Source organism: Pseudomonas petroselini, from assembly GCF_045037875.1.
GTDB classification, from domain to species: domain Bacteria; phylum Pseudomonadota; class Gammaproteobacteria; order Pseudomonadales; family Pseudomonadaceae; genus Aquipseudomonas; species Aquipseudomonas petroselini.
Window position 1 is genome coordinate 4,281,588 of record NZ_CP173614.1, and the last position, 17,705, is coordinate 4,299,292.

Here is a 17,705-nt window from a genome sequence, read left to right on the forward strand (position 1 = left end):
GAGGCCCACCTGGTTAAGGTGGGCCTATGCTTATGGAGCGCCAGATCATTCGCCGTGTCGTCAATGGCGACGGGCGCCGTGAGGATGTGAAATGGATAAGTCACAAGAAGTTGAAGAGGACAATAGACTGGCGGCGCACGCTCAAAGAATTTTAAAGAGTGGTGCGCTCGGTAAATCGCGGCAAATCATTCGTCTCTTCGAGTTTCTGCTCGAGCGATCAATGACGGCGACCCCGATAGCCTCTAAACATCGGCAATCGGGCTGTTTATCTGATCGTTTCTACCTTTTGTTAGGCCAATGCTCATTTACAACGCGTAAACTGCGTTTTTTCGGCCGTTTTTGCGGGGCTGCCATCGGTATTGTCTTGCCTGCCTCGCCTACGTTTTTAAACGGTTTGCTAAAGGTGACTAGCTCGCGTCGGCGACGATCTCCACGTTCTGCGACGCCTGGTAGAGAATCTGCCCAACCAAATCAACCTCCGCTTCGCTGATGATCAGCGGCGGTAGGAAGCGAACGGTTGCGCCGTGCCGGCCGCCCAGTTCCACGATCAGGCCACGTTCCAGACAAGCACGTTGTAGCTTGCGCGCCCGCTCGCCATCGGTAGCGGGCTGGCCCAGGGCATCCTGGCTGGCAGGATCGATGATCTCCATACCCAGCATCAGACCACGGCCGCGCACGTCGCCGATCCAGTCGAACTCGGCCTGCAGCCCGTGCAGCAGCGTCTGCAAGCGTGCTCCGACGTTGCGCACATGGCTGCAGATCCCTTCGCGCTGAATGAAGCGCAAGGTGGCATCGCCAGCGGCCATGGCCAGTTGATTACCTCGGAAAGTGCCGGCATGGGCACCGGGCTGCCATTGATCCAGCTCGCCCCGGTAGACCACCACCGACAGCGGCAGACCACCGCCAATGGCCTTCGACAGCGTCACCACATCAGGGGTGATGGCGCTGCGCTCAAAGGCAAACAGATCGCCGGTGCGCCCGATACCGCATTGGATCTCGTCGAGAATCAGGGGAACACTGTGCTCACGCGTGATCGCCCGCAGCCCTTGCAGCCAGCGATCAGGGGCGGAAATCACCCCGCCCTCGCCCTGTACCGTTTCCAGGATCATGGCCGCCGGCTGGGTCACGCCGCTTTCCGGGTCGGCGAGCAGGTGGCGGATGTAATGCAGGCCGGCGTCGATCGCCTGCTCGCCGCGCAGGCCGAACGGGCAACGGTAGTCATGTGGATACGGCAAGAATTGCACCCCCGCCAGCAGCCCACCCAAGGCATTCTTCGGCCCCAGGTTGCCGCTCACAGACAGCGTGCCGAGGGTCATACCGTGATAGGCACCATGGAACGCCAGGATGCTCTGCCGCCCGGTTGCCGTGCGCGACAGCTTGAGCGCCGCCTCCACGGCGTCCGCCCCCGTGGGGCCACAGAACTGGATGCGCGCGTCCCTGGCGAAGTCGCCAGGCAGCAGATCGAAAATCGTCTCTACGAAGGCATCCTTGATCGGCGTACTCAGATCGAGGGCATGTAGCGGTATGCCCGAGGCCAGGGTCTTCTGGATCGCCTCAACGGTCACCGGGTGATTGTGCCCCAACGCCAGGGTACCGGCACCGGCCAGGCAATCGATGTACACCTGCCCCCGCGAGTCCTCAACGTACACCCCCTGCGCCCGCTTGAGCTCCAGCGGTATGCGCCGTGGGTAGCTGCGCGCATTCGACTCACGCTGCATTTGCCGCTGCAATGCCGGCGTGCTGTCCAGGCAGTAGCGCTGGCTTAGCCCGGTGTGCCGGTACTGGAGTTCGAGCGCGGTGTTGGTGATCGGGGTGATTGCATTCATGAGTGCATCCTCGTGTCGCGCGGATAGCGCGTTATCTGACGACGCTGCCGGAACGTGCGTCATGCCGCGAACGCCCAGCCAACTCAGGCGATTCCAAGTTGCTGCTATCGGCTACCGGGCAACGTCACCTGCAAGGCCATGACCAGCTCAATGGGTGCGCAAGGCATCAGCCGCGATCCTGGGGCTGCATGGCTTGACGCAAGCTCAAAGGCCGCATGTCAGTCCAGGCCGACTCGATATAGGCCAGGCACTCCTCCTTGCTGCCCTGCTTGCCGGCCGCGCGCCAGCCTTGCGGTATCTCCTTGTAATCCGGCCAGAGGGAATACTGCTCCTCGAAGTTGACTACAACCAAAAATCGCGTGTCAGGACTGTCCAGACTCATGTTCCACTCCGTTTCCACTGAAGGTGCGAGTGCTCGTAGGGTAAGCTTCGCGTGCGAGCGGCCGTAGGATAATACAGTTAATAATAATTATCATTAGGTATTGGCGTGATGCGTTTACACGCCCTGCTGTCACAGACCCCTGCTGTCACAGACAGAGTTCGCCTGCATGCCCCCGGTTTGTTTATACTGATCGCCACCAGTGATAACGAGTCTCAACAGCAAGCGACTGACTATGCCTCGACCCACAGCCTCCCTGACCAAGTATTGCGCAACGCCGCCTGACGGTGACACTGGGCCTCGAGGATGATCGCCAGCCTCGCCCCGCTGTTCAGCGGCCCGCTGGCGGACTATGGGGAAAACCTGCAACTGGCCAGTGATCAACAGCAGGCAATTGCCGGCTCGCAACTGTTTCAGCCGGACTATTTCGCCGAGTTCATTCGTGAACTGGCAGCCCGCCACGGCAGCGACGATTTCATAGCGCTGACCTCTATCTGGTCGAAATGGTATTTCTGCTTCATAGCACCCGCCGTGGCGGCCAGCTTGCTCTTGCAGCGCGAGTTGCCTATCGCCCTGAGTGATGTCGGTGTCACCCTCTCGGCAGCGGGAAAGCCGCTTGGCCTGCACCTGCCCCATGAAGGCAGCGTTCTGCCACCCAGCGCGCCCTTCGCGCGCTTCGACGCCTTGATCGAGCGGCATCTGCAACCGGTGATCGAGGTAATGGCCAGCGTCTCGAAAGCCTCGCCACGACTGTTCTGGAGCAACGCCGGCAACCTCTTCGAATTCGCCACTACCCAAATCGAACTGCATCGATTGGCAACGTTCGATTGCGCAGCCCCGGCCAGAACCGTGCTGGAGAGCCGCCTGCGCCCCGATGGCCGGCGCAATCCGCTGTTCGCCCCGGTGTACTACAAGGACGTCGGCGCTAACGAACCGCAGCGGTTACGCCGTATCTGCTGCATTCGCTACCGCCTGCCCGGCATCGGCTATTGCAGCAGTTGCCCACTCGACCGCGACAAAGTACCCGAATAAGCCGCTCCAAGCGGCTACCTGACCAACTGGAAAGGCTTCTCGCTGCTTTGGTCATAGTCCACCAACTGGCCGTAATCAAGCCGGTAGATGCGATCGGCCACGTCGAAGTAGCGGTCATCGTGAGTGATGGCGATGACCGTTTTTCCGGCCGCCTGCAACTCGGGCAGCAGCTCGTGGTAGAACACGTGGCGGAACACCGGGTCCTGGTCCGCCGCCCATTCGTCGAGCAGCAACACCTCGCGTCCCTCCATCATCAGCAACAGCAGGGCCAGGCGCTTGCGCTGCCCCTGTGAAAGGGCTGTGGTGGACAGGCGTCCGTCGACGAACTGCACCTTGTGCGCCAGCCCCAAGCGTTGCAGATAGTGATCGACCCGCTCCTCCAGCCCATCGAGCTGGCCGTTCTCACCGAGCACATCGGCGAACAGATAGAAGTCGGCGAAGATCGCCGCGAAATGCTCGCGGTGCCACTCGCTGTTCGAGACGTCCAGCGTCACGCCATTGAGCGCGACCGTCCCCTCGCCTGGCTGGTAGAGCCCGGTCAGCAATTTGGCCAGGGTCGACTTGCCGCTGCCATTGCCGCCGACGATAAAGATCAGTTCGCCACGGCGAACGTGCAGATCGATGGGCCCCAGCTGGAAGGCGAATTCGTCGCTCTGCCCGGGGTAGTGGTATTGCACGTTGCTCAGGCGCAACTCACGGAAAGGCTCGGCAGCCTTGGGCGGCAAGGTGAAGTGCACCGTCTCGCCCAGGGCCAGGTCATCGATGGCCTGCAAGGCCACATGGCCGCGGATCACCGCCGGCACGGCATCGAGGATCATCGAGATCGGCGTACGCAGGAACATGATCGCCAACACGTAACCCATCACCACCTGCTGGCTCAGCAGCCCGAGGCCCTGACCGAGGAAGAACAGCGTACCGATCAACACGAACACCAGCAGCGACGTCCAGTTCAGGTTGATCGCCCACAGGGTATCGGCGCGTACCGAGGCCTGCAGCGAGGCCTGCGCGATCGGCTCCAGGCGCTGGTTGTACAGCATCTGCCGACGCTCCCGGCTCAAGGCCAGTTCGCAGCGACCGTTAATGGTCGCCTCGAACTGCTCGGTCAACCGGTCGTCCTGCTGCCGCACCTGCTGCATCAGGCGCTTGACCTTGCGCCCGAGCAGCACGTCTATCAGCACGCCGAAGGCGATCACCGCCAGGGTCAGGGCGAAGAAGGGCAGGCTCAGCCAAGCCATGTAAGCCAGGCCAGCCAGCAGCAGCAAGCCGTTGTACAGCGAGATCGGCAATTGCTTGAAGGCCGTGGCCACGGTGGTCACATCCTTGGTCAGCGCGTTGTAGATGCGCGGGCTGCCCAGTCGCTCGATGCGCTCCAGGGCGGTGCCCAACACCTTGCCCACCAAGCGCAGGCGCAACTGATAGACCAGGCGATGGCCAATCTGCACCAGCAGCCACTGGGCCAGGGTGCCGCTGACGAACAGCAGCAACAGCAGGCCGGCGAACAGCGCCAGCGCCTGGCTCAGGTCATCCAGTCCCTGCTCCAGACTGCGGTTGATATAGCCGATCAGGCCGATGCTGCTGGCTGCACTCAAGGCACTGCACAGCACCGCCAGGAAAATGCGCCAGCGCGCATCATGCAGCAGTTCCTTCAATAACATCATCAGTTCGACACCTTCTCGGCTGGGTGTTGCGGCGCAATGCTTGGCGCTAGCAAGGACATCAGATCCGCACTCAGACGCGGTTCGGCAACGATCGCATGATGGCCGACATCCAGGCTCCAATCATGCAGCGCCTTGCGCGTGTGCGCCTGCCAGGAGGTGCGCAGATCACCGTGGGCATTGCTGCGCCACAACCAGATGGGCACGTCGACCACCGGTAAGGTCTGTTCGTAAAGGCGCGTCTTGATCGCCCGGTAGCGCACCATCACAGCCTGCAACTCGGCATCAGCGCCGTGGGATTGCAGATGCTCACGCACCTCGGCGTCGGCCAGCATGCGGGTCACTCCCTCGGCATAATCACAATCGACCAGTTGCCGGGCCAGACGCTCGCGCAACGTATCGCCAAGCGGCCGTGAACGGCTGCGACACAGGAACACCAAGTCGGCGAGCAACTGGCCACCCTCGTCGCCGTCGCCAGCAAGGCTGCGCTGCGGATCATGATCCACCGCCGCCAAGGCCTTGATGGTGAAACCGGCTGACTGTAGGTGCGCAATCAACAGCAGCGCCAGGCGCGAAGCCAGGCACCAGCCGAGTACCACCAGCGGCCGCTGCTTGAGCGACTCAGGAATGCTTTGCACATAGCGCTGCAGCAGCCTGTCCAGATCCTTGCTTTCCCAACCCTCGCCAAATGCCGCCAGACCATAAACGGCCTGCGGTTCGCCAAGTTGCGCCACCAACGGTCGGTAGTCTTTCAGGTGACCCTCCGCGCCATGTACCAGGAGCAAAGCCGGCGCCTCACCGGCCACGTCGTTCAGTACCTGCCAGCCCTCACTATTCGCGCCCTGATCGAGGCTCTGCACCAGTTCGCGCACGGTCTGCCGCTCGAACAGCAGATTAGTTGGCGGGTTGAGCCCCAATTGTTCGCGAATCAGTGCCACCACCTTGATCGCCGCCAGGGAATGCCCGCCCGTGGCGAAGAAGTTGTCGGTCACGCCGAGATCCTCGACACCCAACACGCGGCACCAGATTTCCAGCACGGCACTTTCCAGTTCGCCGACCGGGGCCACCCGCGCACCTTGCAGGCGCTGCCGGGCACGCTCCAGCAGCGCCTGCCGATCGAGTTTGCCATTGCTGTTCAGCGGCAGGGCTTTCAGGGCGAAGATGCCGGCGGGCAGCATGTAGTCCGGCAGTTGTTGGGCCAAATCGTCGCGCAGCAGGTCCGCGGCCCGGCTCTGCCCTGGCTCCTCCACGACGAAGGCCAACAAGCGCTCACCATCAAGCAACACCGCCGCCTGCTCCACACCCGGCAGGTTGCGCAACGCCTGTTCGACCTCCGCCAGTTCCAGACGAAAACCGCGAATCTTCACCTGCTGATCATTGCGCCCGAGAATGCGCAAGGCGCCATCGGCCTGGCGCAACGCCAGATCACCGGTGCGATACAGGCGTGCGCCGGACCGCAGGTCTTGGCCGAATGCCGAACTGCCGACATCCCCCAGGTAGCCACGGCCGACACTGGCCCCGGCCACGCACAACTCGCCCGCCTGCCCGCAAGGCACGGGGCGCTGTTGTTCGTCGAGCAGATAGATGCGGTTGTTGCCGAGCACCTGGTCAAGGGCCGTGCCGCTCGCCCCCTGCTCGCTGTCGATGGCCCGCCAGAGCACGCCAACCGTGGTTTCGCTCGGTCCGTAGTGGTTGTACAGGCGGCAACCAGACCCTGCCGCTGCCAGCCGCGCCAGCAGGCTCTCACCCACCGCTTCGCCGCCAAGCACCAGCACCTGACGCGGCAGCACACCCTCCAGCGGATGCTCGCCGATCAAGGCCTCGAGGTGCGATGGAACGATCTTCAGCACATCCAGCGGATGATCGCGCAGCTCCTCGGCGAAGGCCTGCGCATCGGTGACGCTGGCCTGGCTCAGCAGGTGCACACAGCCCCCCTGCAGCCACGCCGGGTACAGCACGGTATTGCCCAGGTCGGCGAGCAGCGACGACACCAGCCCGTAATGACCACCTGCCGGCAAATCCAGCGCGTGAGTGATCTGGCTCGCGTAGTGGCGTAGCTGCCCCTGCTCGATCTGCACGCCCTTGGGCTTGCCGCTGGTGCCCGAGGTGTAAAGCACATAGGCCAGGTGCTGCGGCGCGCTGGCCACAGGCGCGGCGAGTGGTGCAGCGCTGCTGGCCTCCGACCAGGCCAGGCTGGGCACCTCGCAGATCAGGCTCGACTCATCCAGATGCAGCAGAACAGCAGGTTTGGCATCCTCGAGAATGCTGGTCAGACGCAGCGGTGGCAGCGCCGGGTCCAGCGGCAGATAGGCCGCGCCGGCCTTGAAGCAGGCAAGCATGGCGACCAGCATCTGCGCGCCACGCGGCAGCAGCAGCGCCACCACTTGGTCAGGGCCAACGCCGGCCTGCTGCAAGCTACCGGCCACCCGTTCGCTCAGTTCATCCACCTCGGCATAGGACAACAGCCGCCGGCCATCGCGCAGCGCCGGGCTGTGCGGCTGGTGGCGCGCATGGGCACGGAATCGCTCGACGATATCGACGTCCGTTGGCAGTTCCCCGCCAGCCACTGTGGGCTGCCCCTCCTCCGCCAGCAAGGTATCCAGGCCGTCCAGCGGCGCTTGCGGCGCCTGCAGCAGTTGGCCGATCCAGTGCACGTAACGGCGCAGCAAGAGCTGCATCTGCTCACGGCGATACAACCCGGTGTCGTACACCAGCGCCAACTGGCCCTGGCCGGATTCATCCAGCAGCCAGTGCAGTTGCAGTTCCACCGGTGTGTCGAAGGACAAGGCCTGCAGCGCCTGTACCTCGGCCAGATGCTGCACGCGCAGCCCGGCCTGATAGCTGGCACGCCACTCCGGCAGCAGCTCGGCCTGGCCGAGGTACTCCTGCCAGAGCACGGCGTTTTCCAGTTGCCGGGCCAGCTGCCGGGCCAGACTGACCCAACTGGCGTGCTCGGACAAATGCACCTGCATGGGCAGCGTTTGCTCGAACAGCCCGTAGGCGCCCTGCAGCTCCTCATAGTCGTCACGCGGGTCGTGCTGCAGGCCCAACTGCGCATGGCGCTGACCGTTCAGGCGGCCGAGCAAGGCGCCCCAGGCTGCCAGGGCGAGTGGTTCGATGGCCAAAGCCTCGCTCCCGGCCAGTGCCTGCACGGCACTGCACAGTGCAGGTTCCAGCGCCTGCTGCACGCAGCCACGGGCACCGCTGGCCATGCCATAGCGCTCGATCAGGCGCAGCCCCGGCACCTCCTGCAGGGCCAGGTTGCGCCAGAACTGCGCGCCCTGCTCGGCGTCGTCGTCCAGTTGCAGGCCGGCGATCCACTCGGCGTAGTCGCTGTACTGCATCGGCTCGGCCTCCAGTGCCGCGCCCTGCCCCAGCAGCTCACGGCGTAGTTGCTCGAGGCTGTGCAGATCCAGCGAGCAGGCCGGCAGCGCCAGCCATAGCTGCTCGTCGCGCCACCAGGCCAGCAGGTCGGGCTGCTCCGCCAGGCACTGGGCCTGGGCGTCGCGCTGCCAGGCCGCCGCATCGGAGCCGGCACCCGCCTGGTGCCAGTCCAGGCGCAACTCGCCCGGCTCGGCCACGCGCTGGCGCAGGCCAGTGGCGCCGAGCGGGCGCTGATAGCGCAAGCGCAGCGCATCGTGTTGGCCCAGGGCGTCACGCAGACGCTGTTCGACCCGCTCTGGCGCAACACCGGGGAGCGTCATGCGCACCCAGCGGTACGCCTGCGGGTTGGCCTCGGCCAATTGCTTCTGGGCCGGGGAAAGAGGCAGGCCAAGATCCATCATGGTGTCATCTCCAGAGCGTTTTCCTCAGCCGTCGCCGGTGCGGCCGCGACCTGATCGCGGCGATAGATATCGCCCATGGCGACGACGATGCGCCGATCGCCCTCGAAGGGGTCGCGGGCATGGGCGGCGAGCATGTTGTCGAGCATCACCACGTCGCCGCGCTGCCAGTCGAAGCGCACCGCACAACGCTCGTAAGCGGCATTGATCGCCTCGATGGCGGCCTCTTCCAGTTCGCTGCCATCACCGTAGAACACCTGCCGGGGCATGACGCTATCGCGCCCCTTGAGGAACTGCTCACGGATATCGGCATCGAGAAACGCCGGATGGTAGAGCTGGATCTGGTTGAAGAAGCTGGCATCGCCGGTCAGCGGGTGGAGGATCACCGCCGGACACACCTGGCGCGTGTGCAATTCGTTGGCGCCGCGCCACTCGAACTCGATCCCGCCCTCATGGCAGATGCGCTCGGCCTCGGCACGCTCCTCAGTCTGGAAAAAGTGCTGCCAGCTGACATCCAGGCTGGCGCTGAAATTGCGCACGTACATCAGTTGCTTGCAACGCAGCTTGACCTGCAGCCAGGCCGGCAGCTCGCGGTACACCTCACGGCTGTCGACGATGGGCGTGGCCCCGCCGCTGGTGGCCGGCGTCTCGCAATAGAACCACTGCCGGCGCGGCCAGCGATGTTGGTGAGCGCTCTCGTTGTGGAACATGATCATGCGGTCCTTCGGATAGGGCGTGGACTTGTAGATCTTGTTGCCGCCCTCCTTCTTCGGCAGATCGCCGTACTGGCCGTACAGCTCCGGGCACAACGCCTGGCAGAACTGCTCGAAGTCCGCCGGGGTCGGCAGATCGAAACCACGGAAGATAATCCCGCCGTGCTCGCACAGCCAGCTTTCCACCTGCTCGCGATGGGCCTCGGCCCACACGGCGGGGGCCAGCTCGCGCTCGCGCAGTTGCACCAGCAGGGGGAAGCTGGATCCGGCACGCAGCGGCCGGGTTTCGATCGGTGTGGCCGCGGCAGCCGGGCCATTCTGGCGCAGCTTGCCGAGCTTGCTCATTTTGCGTTGCAGCGGGTTGTCCGTGGTGGTGGACATGGCAGCAGCTCCCTTGGAAGGCAGAGATAAGGCATCGATGGGGCTGTCCGGCGCACCCAGCGCAGCCTCGAGCAGCGCCAGGAAGCTGTCGCGCAAACGCTCGAGGGTGGCTGGGCGGAACAGGCTGGTGCGATACACCCAGCGCAGGCTGAGGGCATCGCCGTCGGCAGTGGCGAACAGCGCCATGTCGAACTTGGAGTGTTGTTGTTCACGGCTCACCGGCGTGACCTCGAGGTTGCCGAGGCGGCGCGGCTGACGCGGCGTGTTGTCCAGTACGAAAAGGGTCTGCAGCAGCGGATGCTGGTTGGCCCCACGCGGCAGGTCGAGACATTCCACCACCTGGTCGAACGGTGTGTCCTGCCAGGCGAAGGCATCCAGGCAGACATCGCGCACCAGTGCCGCCTGCTCACGGAAGCTGAGCTCCGGTTGCAGGCGAATGCGCAACGCCAGCAGGTTGACGAAGAAGCCGATCAGCGCCTCGGTCGCCGGGTGTTCGCGGTTGGCCACGTCGGTGCCGATGACCAGGTCGCGGCCCTGGGTCTCGCGCTGCAGCACGGCGGCATAGACAGTCAGCAGCAACATGAACAGCGATAAGCCGCTCTCACGCTGCAAGGCTTCCAGGCGTGCCAGCGTCGCCGCTGGCAACTGGAAGTCCAAGGCCGCACCACCACTGTTATCGCGCTCGCCGCGTGGGAAGTCGAACGGCAACGGCACCTGGCTCGGTATGCCGGACAGGGTACGTTGCCAGAACTGCTGGCCCTGGCGCTGACGGGCGCGCAGCGCCGCTGAAACCTGCCAGGCGGCATAGTCGACGTACTGGATCGCCAGTTCGCGCTCCACGGGCAGCCGGCCCTGGCTGTAGGCCTCGTAGCCTTCGACCAGCTCACCGATCAGCACCGAGCCGGACCAGCCGTCGGAGGCGATATGGTGCAGCACCAGTTGCAGCACATGTTCCTGCTCGTCCAGGCGATACAGCACCGCGCGCAGCGGTGCCTCAACGCTCAGGTCGAACGGGCGCGCGGCCATCTCATGTTCAGCCTGCGCCCACTGCGCCTGGCTCACGGTCGCCAGTTGCAGCGTCAACGCAAAATCCGCCTGGATGCGCTGGCGCGCCTCGCCCTGCTGCTGATGGTAGGTGGTGCGCAGGATTGCATGGCGCCTTACCACACGCTGCAAGGCCCGCTGCAACGCCTGGGTATCAAGGGCACCCCGAAGGCGCACGTTGCTGCTCATGTTGAAGCTGCTGTCGCTCGGCTGCAGTTGCTGCATCAGCCAGACCCGTTGCTGCGCAGGTGACAGCGGCTGGTCGATGTGCTGATCGACCCGCGCGATGTTCAATCCAGCCGGGTCGATGGCGGTGGCCTGGGTTTCCAGGCGCGTCGCCAGCTCCGTCAGCGAAGGCGTCTCGAACAGCCAGCGCAGCGGCACCTCGAACCCCTGCTCGCGCAGCCGCGAACGCACCTGCGCGGCCATCAGCGAGTGTCCGCCGAGTTGGAAGAAATGCCCATCGAGCGGCACCTGCTCGAGCTGCAGCACCTGGCCCCAGATTTCGCTCAGCAGGGTCTCGCTAGCGCTCAGCGGCCGCTGCGCGCTGCCTGCTACCGCCTGCTGCTGGTTGCGCAACTGCGGCAATTGCTGGCGATCCACCTTGCCATTACTGTTGAGCGGCAATTCTGGCAGCGCTTGCAGATGAGTTGGCAGCATATACACCGGCAGACGTGCCTGCAGATGTTCACGCAGCTCGTCTGCGCTCGGCTCGCCAGACAGACTGGCAACCCAGAACGCGGCCAGGTGCTCACCCTGCACCGCCACCAACGCCTGGGCGACCCCCGGGTGACCAAGCAGCGCCGCCTCGATCTCGCCCAGCTCGATACGGAAGCCGCGCAGCTTGATCTGATCGTCGCTGCGGCCCAGGTAATACAACTGCCCATCGGCCTGCCAGCGGGCCACATCGCCGGTGCGGTACAGGCGCCCGCCAGCGCCGCCGAACGGGTCGGCGATGAAACGCTCGGCGCTCAGCGCCGGCTGCCCGGCATAACCACGGGCCAGTCCAAGGCCTGCGATATACAGCTCGCCGGCACGGCCTGGCGGAACCTCACAGAGGAACTCGTCGAGCACATGGCAGCGCGTGTTGAGCAGCGGCCGGCCAATTGGCACCACCGGCTGATGCAGCTCCTCCACCAACGTCTGGGTCGACCAGACGCTGGTTTCGGTCGGCCCGTAGACGTTGATCAGGCAGCCGACGAGCTGCTGCAGCTCGCTGGCCATTTCCGCCGCCAGGGCCTCGCCGCCAGCCAGGGCGACCTGCCCGGCCAGCACCTGGCGATCCCCCTGCAGCAGCATCGCCCAAGTCGCCGGGGTGGCCTGGATCAGCTCCACCGCCCGCTCACGTATCAACTGCGCCAGCAGCAACGGGTCCTGGCGCTGCTCGTCATCGGCGAGCACCACGCTACCGCCGCGCACCAACGGCAGGCACAGTTCCAGGCCGCTGATATCGAACGTCACGGTGGTCAGCGCCAGGTAGCGCTGCACGCCCTCCAGCGGCAAGGCGCGCTCCATCGCCAGCAGGAAGTTGGCAAAGTTGCCCCGGCTGATCTGCACGCCCTTGGGCTGCCCGGTGGAGCCGGAGGTGTAGAGCGTGTAGGCCAGTTGCTGCAGGTGCCTCGGCAGCGCCGGTGCATCGGCCGGCTGCGCGTGTAACGCCAGCTCCCGCCAGAGCTGGCAGCGCAACGTGGCCGGGAAATGCTCATCCTGAAGGTCGCACAACAGCAGATGCGGCCGTGCCCGCTGCACAATGGCCGCCTGCCGCGCAGGCGGATGGCTCGGATCGAGCGGCAGGTACTGCGCCCCGGCCTTCTGGATGCCCAGCAGGCAAACCAGCAGGCGCTCGTCGCGCGGCAGGCAGAAGGCGATCGTGGATTCCGCCGTCACACCTTGCGCCAACAACCAATGCGCAAGCTGGTTGGCCTGTGCCTGCAACTGCCCGTAGCTCAGTTGTCGGTCGCGGCAGAACACCGCGGTGCGCTCTGGATGCAAGGCGGCCTGAACCTCGAAGCGGGTCACGAAATCCGCCTCGATGTCCAGCTCGGCAGATTCGCCCGCGCTGTGCAGGCGTTGTACCGACCGCAGTGGCAGCGCCAGCAGCGGCTGCTGCAGATCGAGATGCGCCAAGCTGGACAGCACGCCCAGGTAATCGTCCACCAGGCACTGAATGCGGGCCGGGTCGAACAGCGCGGTGGCGTACTCGACTATCAATTGGCTGCTGGCCTCATCGCCGCGGCCCTGGCTGAACAGGTTGAAGGTCAGGTCGAACTTGGCGCTGATTGCCCCCTGCGGCAATGCCAGGGGCGCTACCGTGACGCCCGGCAGTTGCAGATTGCGCTCGCCAAGGTGATCCACCTGGTAGTTGAACATGGCCTGGAACAATGGCGTGCGGTCGAGGCTGCGCTCGACCTCGAGCACGTCGAGCAGGCGCTCGAACGGCAATTGCTCATGGACCCGGTCATCCGCCAGGCGTTGGCCAAGGCGCTGCAGAAAACGCTCCAGGCTTTCCAGCTCATCAAGCTGCACGCGATACGCCAGCGTGTTGACGAACAGACCGACCAGCGCCTGGCTGTCCGCCGCATCACGCCCGGACACCGGCAGGCCGATGGCGAAATCGCGGCGCCCGGCGTGTTTCCAGAGCAGCAGCTGCTGCGCGGCGAAATACAGCACGAAGGGGGTCACCCCAAGCTGCTTGGCACGGGCCGCGATTGCCGAGGTCAGCTCGCCTGGCAGCGGGAACTGCTCACGTGCGCCGGCATACGCCTGCAGTGCCGGGCGCGGGCTTTCGCTGAGGGCCAGCGGCTCGTCACTCAAGCCCTGCAGGCGCTGCTGCCAGTAATCGAGCAGTACCTGGCCGGCCTCCCCTTCCAGCGTCTGGCGCTGCGCTTCGATCACTTGCAAAAGGCCCGTTCTGGGCGCGGGCTGACGGCCCTCGTAGAGGGCGGCCAGATCCTGCACCAGCAGTCCCATGGACCAGCCGTCCACGGCGATATGGTGGGCGTTGAACAGCAGGCGATAGTCGTCTTCAGCGAACTGGAACAAGTCAATGGCCACCAGCGGCCCCTGGGCCAGGTCTAAGACCCGCTGCGCGGCCAGGGCAATCGCTGCCTCCCGTGCATCCGCCGGCGATGCGCGCAAATCGTGCAGGGCGAAGCTGGCCTCGGGCGCCTCCACCAGGCGCTGACGCACCTGCCCGTTGTCCTCGAAGAAGCGGCAACGCAGCGCTTCGTGACGTTCGATCAGGCTCAGGCAGGCGCTGCGCAAGCGTGGCACGTGCAATTCACCCTGCAAGACCAGCAGTTGCGTGACGTTGTAGGCAGTGGTGTCGGGTTCGAGCTGCTGCATAAACCACAGCCGCTCCTGGGCATGGGATAGCCGCGCCACGGCACTGGCCAACGCTGGCGACGCCTCTGCCGGCTCGCTGCGAGTGGCAGGCGCCGGCTCCAGAGCTGCCGCCAGTTGCCGCGGCGTGGGGTTTTCCAGCAACTGGCGCGGCATCATGCGCAGGTCGGCCTGGCGCAGCCGGGCGATCAGTTGCAGGCTGAGAATCGAATCGCCACCCGCGGCGAAGAAGTCATCGTCCAGCCCCAGTTGCGGCTGGCCCAGCAGTTCGCGGAAGGCCGCCAGAATACTGGCCAGACGCGGCTGCGCGCGGCAGTCGGCACTTGCTGCCATGGCCGCCAGGGTCGGCTGTTCCAGCACGTCGCGCGGCTGCAGCCGGAGCCCTTCGCGCGCGGCCAGGCCGATCAGTTGCAAGCTGAGAATCGAATCGCCGCCGAGGGCGAAGAAATCGTCCTGGCGAGTGACCGCGGCGCAGCCGAGCACCTGGCACCACAGCCGGGCCAGCATTTGCTCGCTGACGCCCTGGGGCGCCTGCCCGCCCTCATCCACCGCTACGTTAGTTTCAGGCTCGGGCAAGGCGCGGCGATCCAGCTTGCCATTGGCGGTCAGCGGCAAGGCGTCCAGGCTCGACCAGTACGCCGGCTGCAGCGGTTCGGGCAATTGCGCCCGGGCCTGCGCCTGGATGGCGCTCAGTTCGTCCGGGGTCAGGCGCGGCGCGAGATAGGCCACCAGTTGCATGCGCCCCTGAATCTCGCGTGCCAGCACAGCGGCTTCGCGTACCCGCGCTTGCCGGCTCAGCCAGGTACTGACCTCACCGGGCTCGACGCGGAAACCGCGAATCTTCACCTGATCGTCCTGGCGCCCGAGGAACGCCAGACGCCCATGGTGATCCAGGCGTACCCGATCACCGCTGCGGTAGAAACGCCGCCCTGCGTCATCGATGAAGGCGGCGGCAGTGACGTGCGGCTGGCCAAGGTAGCCCAGCGCGACCTGAGGGCCACCGATCAGCAACTCGCCCGCCACGCCGCGCGGCACGGGCTGGCCCGCCGCATCGACGATCCGCAGCTCGGCACCCACCAATGGCTGGCCCAGCGGCAGGTAAGCGCCCTGCCCGGCCTCCGTCACCTCGCCACAGACCACACCGACGGTGGTTTCCGACGGGCCGTAGTGGTTGAACACGCGCAGCTGCGGCGCCAGTTCGCGGATGCGGGCGAACAGCGCCGCATCGAAGCCTTCACCGCCCAGGATCAGCAACTGCCGCGGCAGTACCCGCCGGGCATCGTCCAGCGCCAGCAGGCCACGCAAATGCGAGGGGGCGATCTTCAGGCAGTCCACGGGATGTTGGGCCAGGAAATCGGCCCAACCTGGTGGATCGAAGGCCAGCGCGGCCTCCGGCAGGATCAGCGGATCACCTGAGTGCAAGGCGGCGAAGACGCAGGTCAGGCCGAGGTCGGCGGCGACCGTGGCCAGGGTCGCCCAACGGCTGCTGGCGCTGGCCTGCAGGCGCTGGCTGACGGCGGCGGCGTAATGCGCCAGGTTGGCATGGCTGACCAGCACGCCCTTGGGCTGGCCGGTGGAGCCCGAGGTGTAGATCAGGTACGCGGCCTGCTCAGGCTGGCTAAGGCTGGGCACAGGCTGGCACGGTGCGGGCGCGGCGAGATCGGCGGCGCTCAGTTGCAGACGCGCGACCGCGCCGTTCAGCGCTGGCGCCTCGGCCAGGGTCAGCAGCAGGCTCGCCGCGCTGCTTTCAAGCAGTTGCTGCAAGCGCTGCACGGGCTGCGCCGGGTCGAGGAACAGGCAGGTCGCACCACGTTGCCAGCAGGCCAACATCGCCAGCACCTGCTCGGCGCTGCGCGGCATACACAGGGCGACTACCTGGCCGGGGCCGACGCTCTGCTCGGCCAGGCGCAGCGCCAGTGCCTGTACGGCATTGGCCAGATCGCCGTAGGCCAGCGACTGCCGCGTATCGCACAGGGCGGGTGCTTGCGGCGTGCGCGTGGCCCACTGCTGCACCTGTCGATCCAGCGGCTCAGGGCTGGCGCCCAGCGCGGGGCCATGCAGTTCGCTGCCCGGCGAGGCGAGGCGCAGTGCCGACAACCGCTGCCCGGGATTGACTGATGCCTCCTGCAGGATGGCCTGCAGATCGTCGAGCAGTTGCTCAATGGTGGCCGCCTCGAACAACTCGTCGCTGTATTCCAGCTCGCAGCGCAGGCGCTGGTCGGCGCAACGCAGCAGACGCAGTGTGAGATCGAAACGGGCATGGCGCTGCGGCGGGTCGAGCACCTCGACGCTTACCCCCGGAAGGCTCAGGGTGCGGCTTTCGGGTAATTCGACCTGCACGAACATGGCCTGGAACAACGGGCTGGAACGCGGCCGGTCGAGGGCTTCGAGGATCTTTTCATACGGCAGGGTCTGCTGGTCGAACGCTGCCGCCACGCTGTCGCGGGTGCGCAGCAGGGCGCTGCGAAAGTCCGGGTCGTCCTCCAGGCGCTGGCGAATCACCAGGGTGTTGAGCAGCGGCCCGATCAGCGGCGCCAGCTCGGGGCGATCGCGTTGCGCCACCGAAGTACCCAGGCACAGGTCACGCTCGCCGCTGTAGCGCGCCAGCAGCCAGGCAAAGGCGGTCAGGCCAAAGATATACAGGGTCACGCCCTGCTCGCGGATGGCCCCATCCACCTGCGCCGACAAGTCAGCTGGCAGTTCGCGCACCCGTACCGCGCCGCTATGACGGCGCTGGTTCGCGGGCGGACGCGGATGATCGAAGGGCAAGGCCAGCGGACCGGGCGCATCGGCCAACTGGCTGCACCAGTAATCGAGTTGCTGGCGGCAGGCGTCGCTGGCCAGCCACTCATGCTCCCAGGCGGCATAGTCGGCGTACTGGATGTCGAGCGGCGGCAACTGGGCTGGCGCGCCCAGGCTCGAGGCACGGTAGCCCTCGGCCAGCTCGCGGGTCAGTTGCTGGGCCGACCACGCGTCGTAGGCGACGTGGTGGATGGTGAAGAACAGCCAGGTGCTGCCATGCTCGGCGTCGCTGAACACGCGCCAGCGCCAGGGCACCTCGCGGCTCAGGTCGAAAGGCTCGGCCAGTTGCCGGGCGTACTCGTCGGCGCACCATTGCTGCGGGTCGGCAAGCGCCTCGCGGGGTAACGGCTCGACCGCCGGCAGGCCCGCCGTCCAGGGCTCGCAGTGCGCCTGCAAGTGGCCTCGGGCATCGGCCACGTAGCGAGTGCGCAGGATCGTGTGTCGCTCCACCAGTTGCTGCATGGCCTGCTGCAGGCACGCCAGATCCAGACGGCCATCGAAGCGCAGCACCGAGCAGAGGTTGTACAGCGCACGGCTGCTCAGGGCCTCGGCCGAGAGAAAACGCAGTTGCGCATGGGCCAGCGGCACCGCTGCACCCTCCCTGCCAGCGGCCGGGACGATGGGCAGGCGCCAGCTATCGATGCCCTTCTCGGCCAGGCGCTGACGGAACAGTTGCTTCTTGTCCGCCGGCAGTGAGGCCAGGCGCTGGGCGATCTCGACAAAGGCCTGTTGGTTGGTCGCATTCATCT

The 17,705-nt window shown here is 65.7% G+C and carries 6 protein-coding genes; 1 reads left to right on the forward strand and 5 read right to left on the reverse strand.

The window, feature by feature from the left end; genetic code table 11:
- Positions 1-407 precede the first annotated feature (407 nt).
- Together ACI512_RS19730 and ACI512_RS19735 are read right to left on the reverse strand one after the other, a co-directional pair.
- Positions 408-1,826 carry a diaminobutyrate--2-oxoglutarate transaminase gene (locus tag ACI512_RS19730; protein WP_405121277.1) on the reverse strand — a complete coding sequence of 473 codons (1,419 nt, stop codon included), beginning with the start codon at positions 1,824-1,826 and terminating at the stop codon, positions 408-410.
- A gap of 166 nt (positions 1,827-1,992) precedes the next feature.
- A complete protein-coding gene (locus ACI512_RS19735) occupies positions 1,993-2,208 on the reverse strand; it encodes an MbtH family NRPS accessory protein (protein ID WP_231807570.1) in 216 nt (71 codons plus the stop codon).
- Positions 2,209-2,511: 303 nt separating this feature from the next.
- Between ACI512_RS19735 and fhuF the strand changes: the two genes are divergently transcribed.
- Positions 2,512-3,237, forward strand: coding sequence for a siderophore-iron reductase FhuF (gene fhuF, locus ACI512_RS19740; protein ID WP_236380838.1), 726 nt, complete (start codon positions 2,512-2,514; stop codon positions 3,235-3,237).
- A gap of 14 nt (positions 3,238-3,251) precedes the next feature.
- Here fhuF and ACI512_RS19745 read toward each other — a convergent pair whose 3' ends face one another.
- From ACI512_RS19745 to ACI512_RS19755, 3 genes are read right to left on the reverse strand one after another with little or no spacing between them, the layout of a single operon-like run.
- Positions 3,252-4,895 carry a cyclic peptide export ABC transporter gene (locus tag ACI512_RS19745; protein WP_405121278.1) on the reverse strand — a complete coding sequence of 548 codons (1,644 nt, stop codon included), beginning with the start codon at positions 4,893-4,895 and terminating at the stop codon, positions 3,252-3,254.
- Positions 4,895-8,677: an amino acid adenylation domain-containing protein gene (locus ACI512_RS19750; protein WP_236380835.1), complete on the reverse strand. Its 3,783-nt coding sequence runs from the start codon at positions 8,675-8,677 to the stop codon at positions 4,895-4,897. The genes ACI512_RS19745 and ACI512_RS19750 overlap by 1 nt, the downstream gene beginning before the upstream one ends.
- Complete coding sequence (locus ACI512_RS19755; protein WP_405121279.1) at positions 8,674-17,703, reverse strand: amino acid adenylation domain-containing protein; 9,030 nt, start codon at positions 17,701-17,703, stop codon at positions 8,674-8,676. Before ACI512_RS19755 ends, ACI512_RS19750 begins: the two co-directional genes overlap by 4 nt.
- Positions 17,704-17,705 lie beyond the last annotated feature (2 nt).

What these genes read in the sequence shown, in the direction of transcription:
- ACI512_RS19730 (WP_405121277.1), bottom strand. Translation starts at nt 1,826, where the DNA reads ATGAATGCAATCACCCCGATCACCAACACCGCGCTCGAACTCCAGTAC.
- ACI512_RS19735 (WP_231807570.1), bottom strand. Translation starts at nt 2,208, where the DNA reads ATGAGTCTGGACAGTCCTGACACGCGATTTTTGGTTGTAGTCAACTTC.
- fhuF (WP_236380838.1), top strand. Translation starts at nt 2,512, where the DNA reads ATGATCGCCAGCCTCGCCCCGCTGTTCAGCGGCCCGCTGGCGGACTAT.
- ACI512_RS19745 (WP_405121278.1), bottom strand. Translation starts at nt 4,895, where the DNA reads ATGATGTTATTGAAGGAACTGCTGCATGATGCGCGCTGGCGCATTTTC.
- ACI512_RS19750 (WP_236380835.1), bottom strand. Translation starts at nt 8,677, where the DNA reads ATGATGGATCTTGGCCTGCCTCTTTCCCCGGCCCAGAAGCAATTGGCC.
- ACI512_RS19755 (WP_405121279.1), bottom strand. Translation starts at nt 17,703, where the DNA reads ATGAATGCGACCAACCAACAGGCCTTTGTCGAGATCGCCCAGCGCCTG.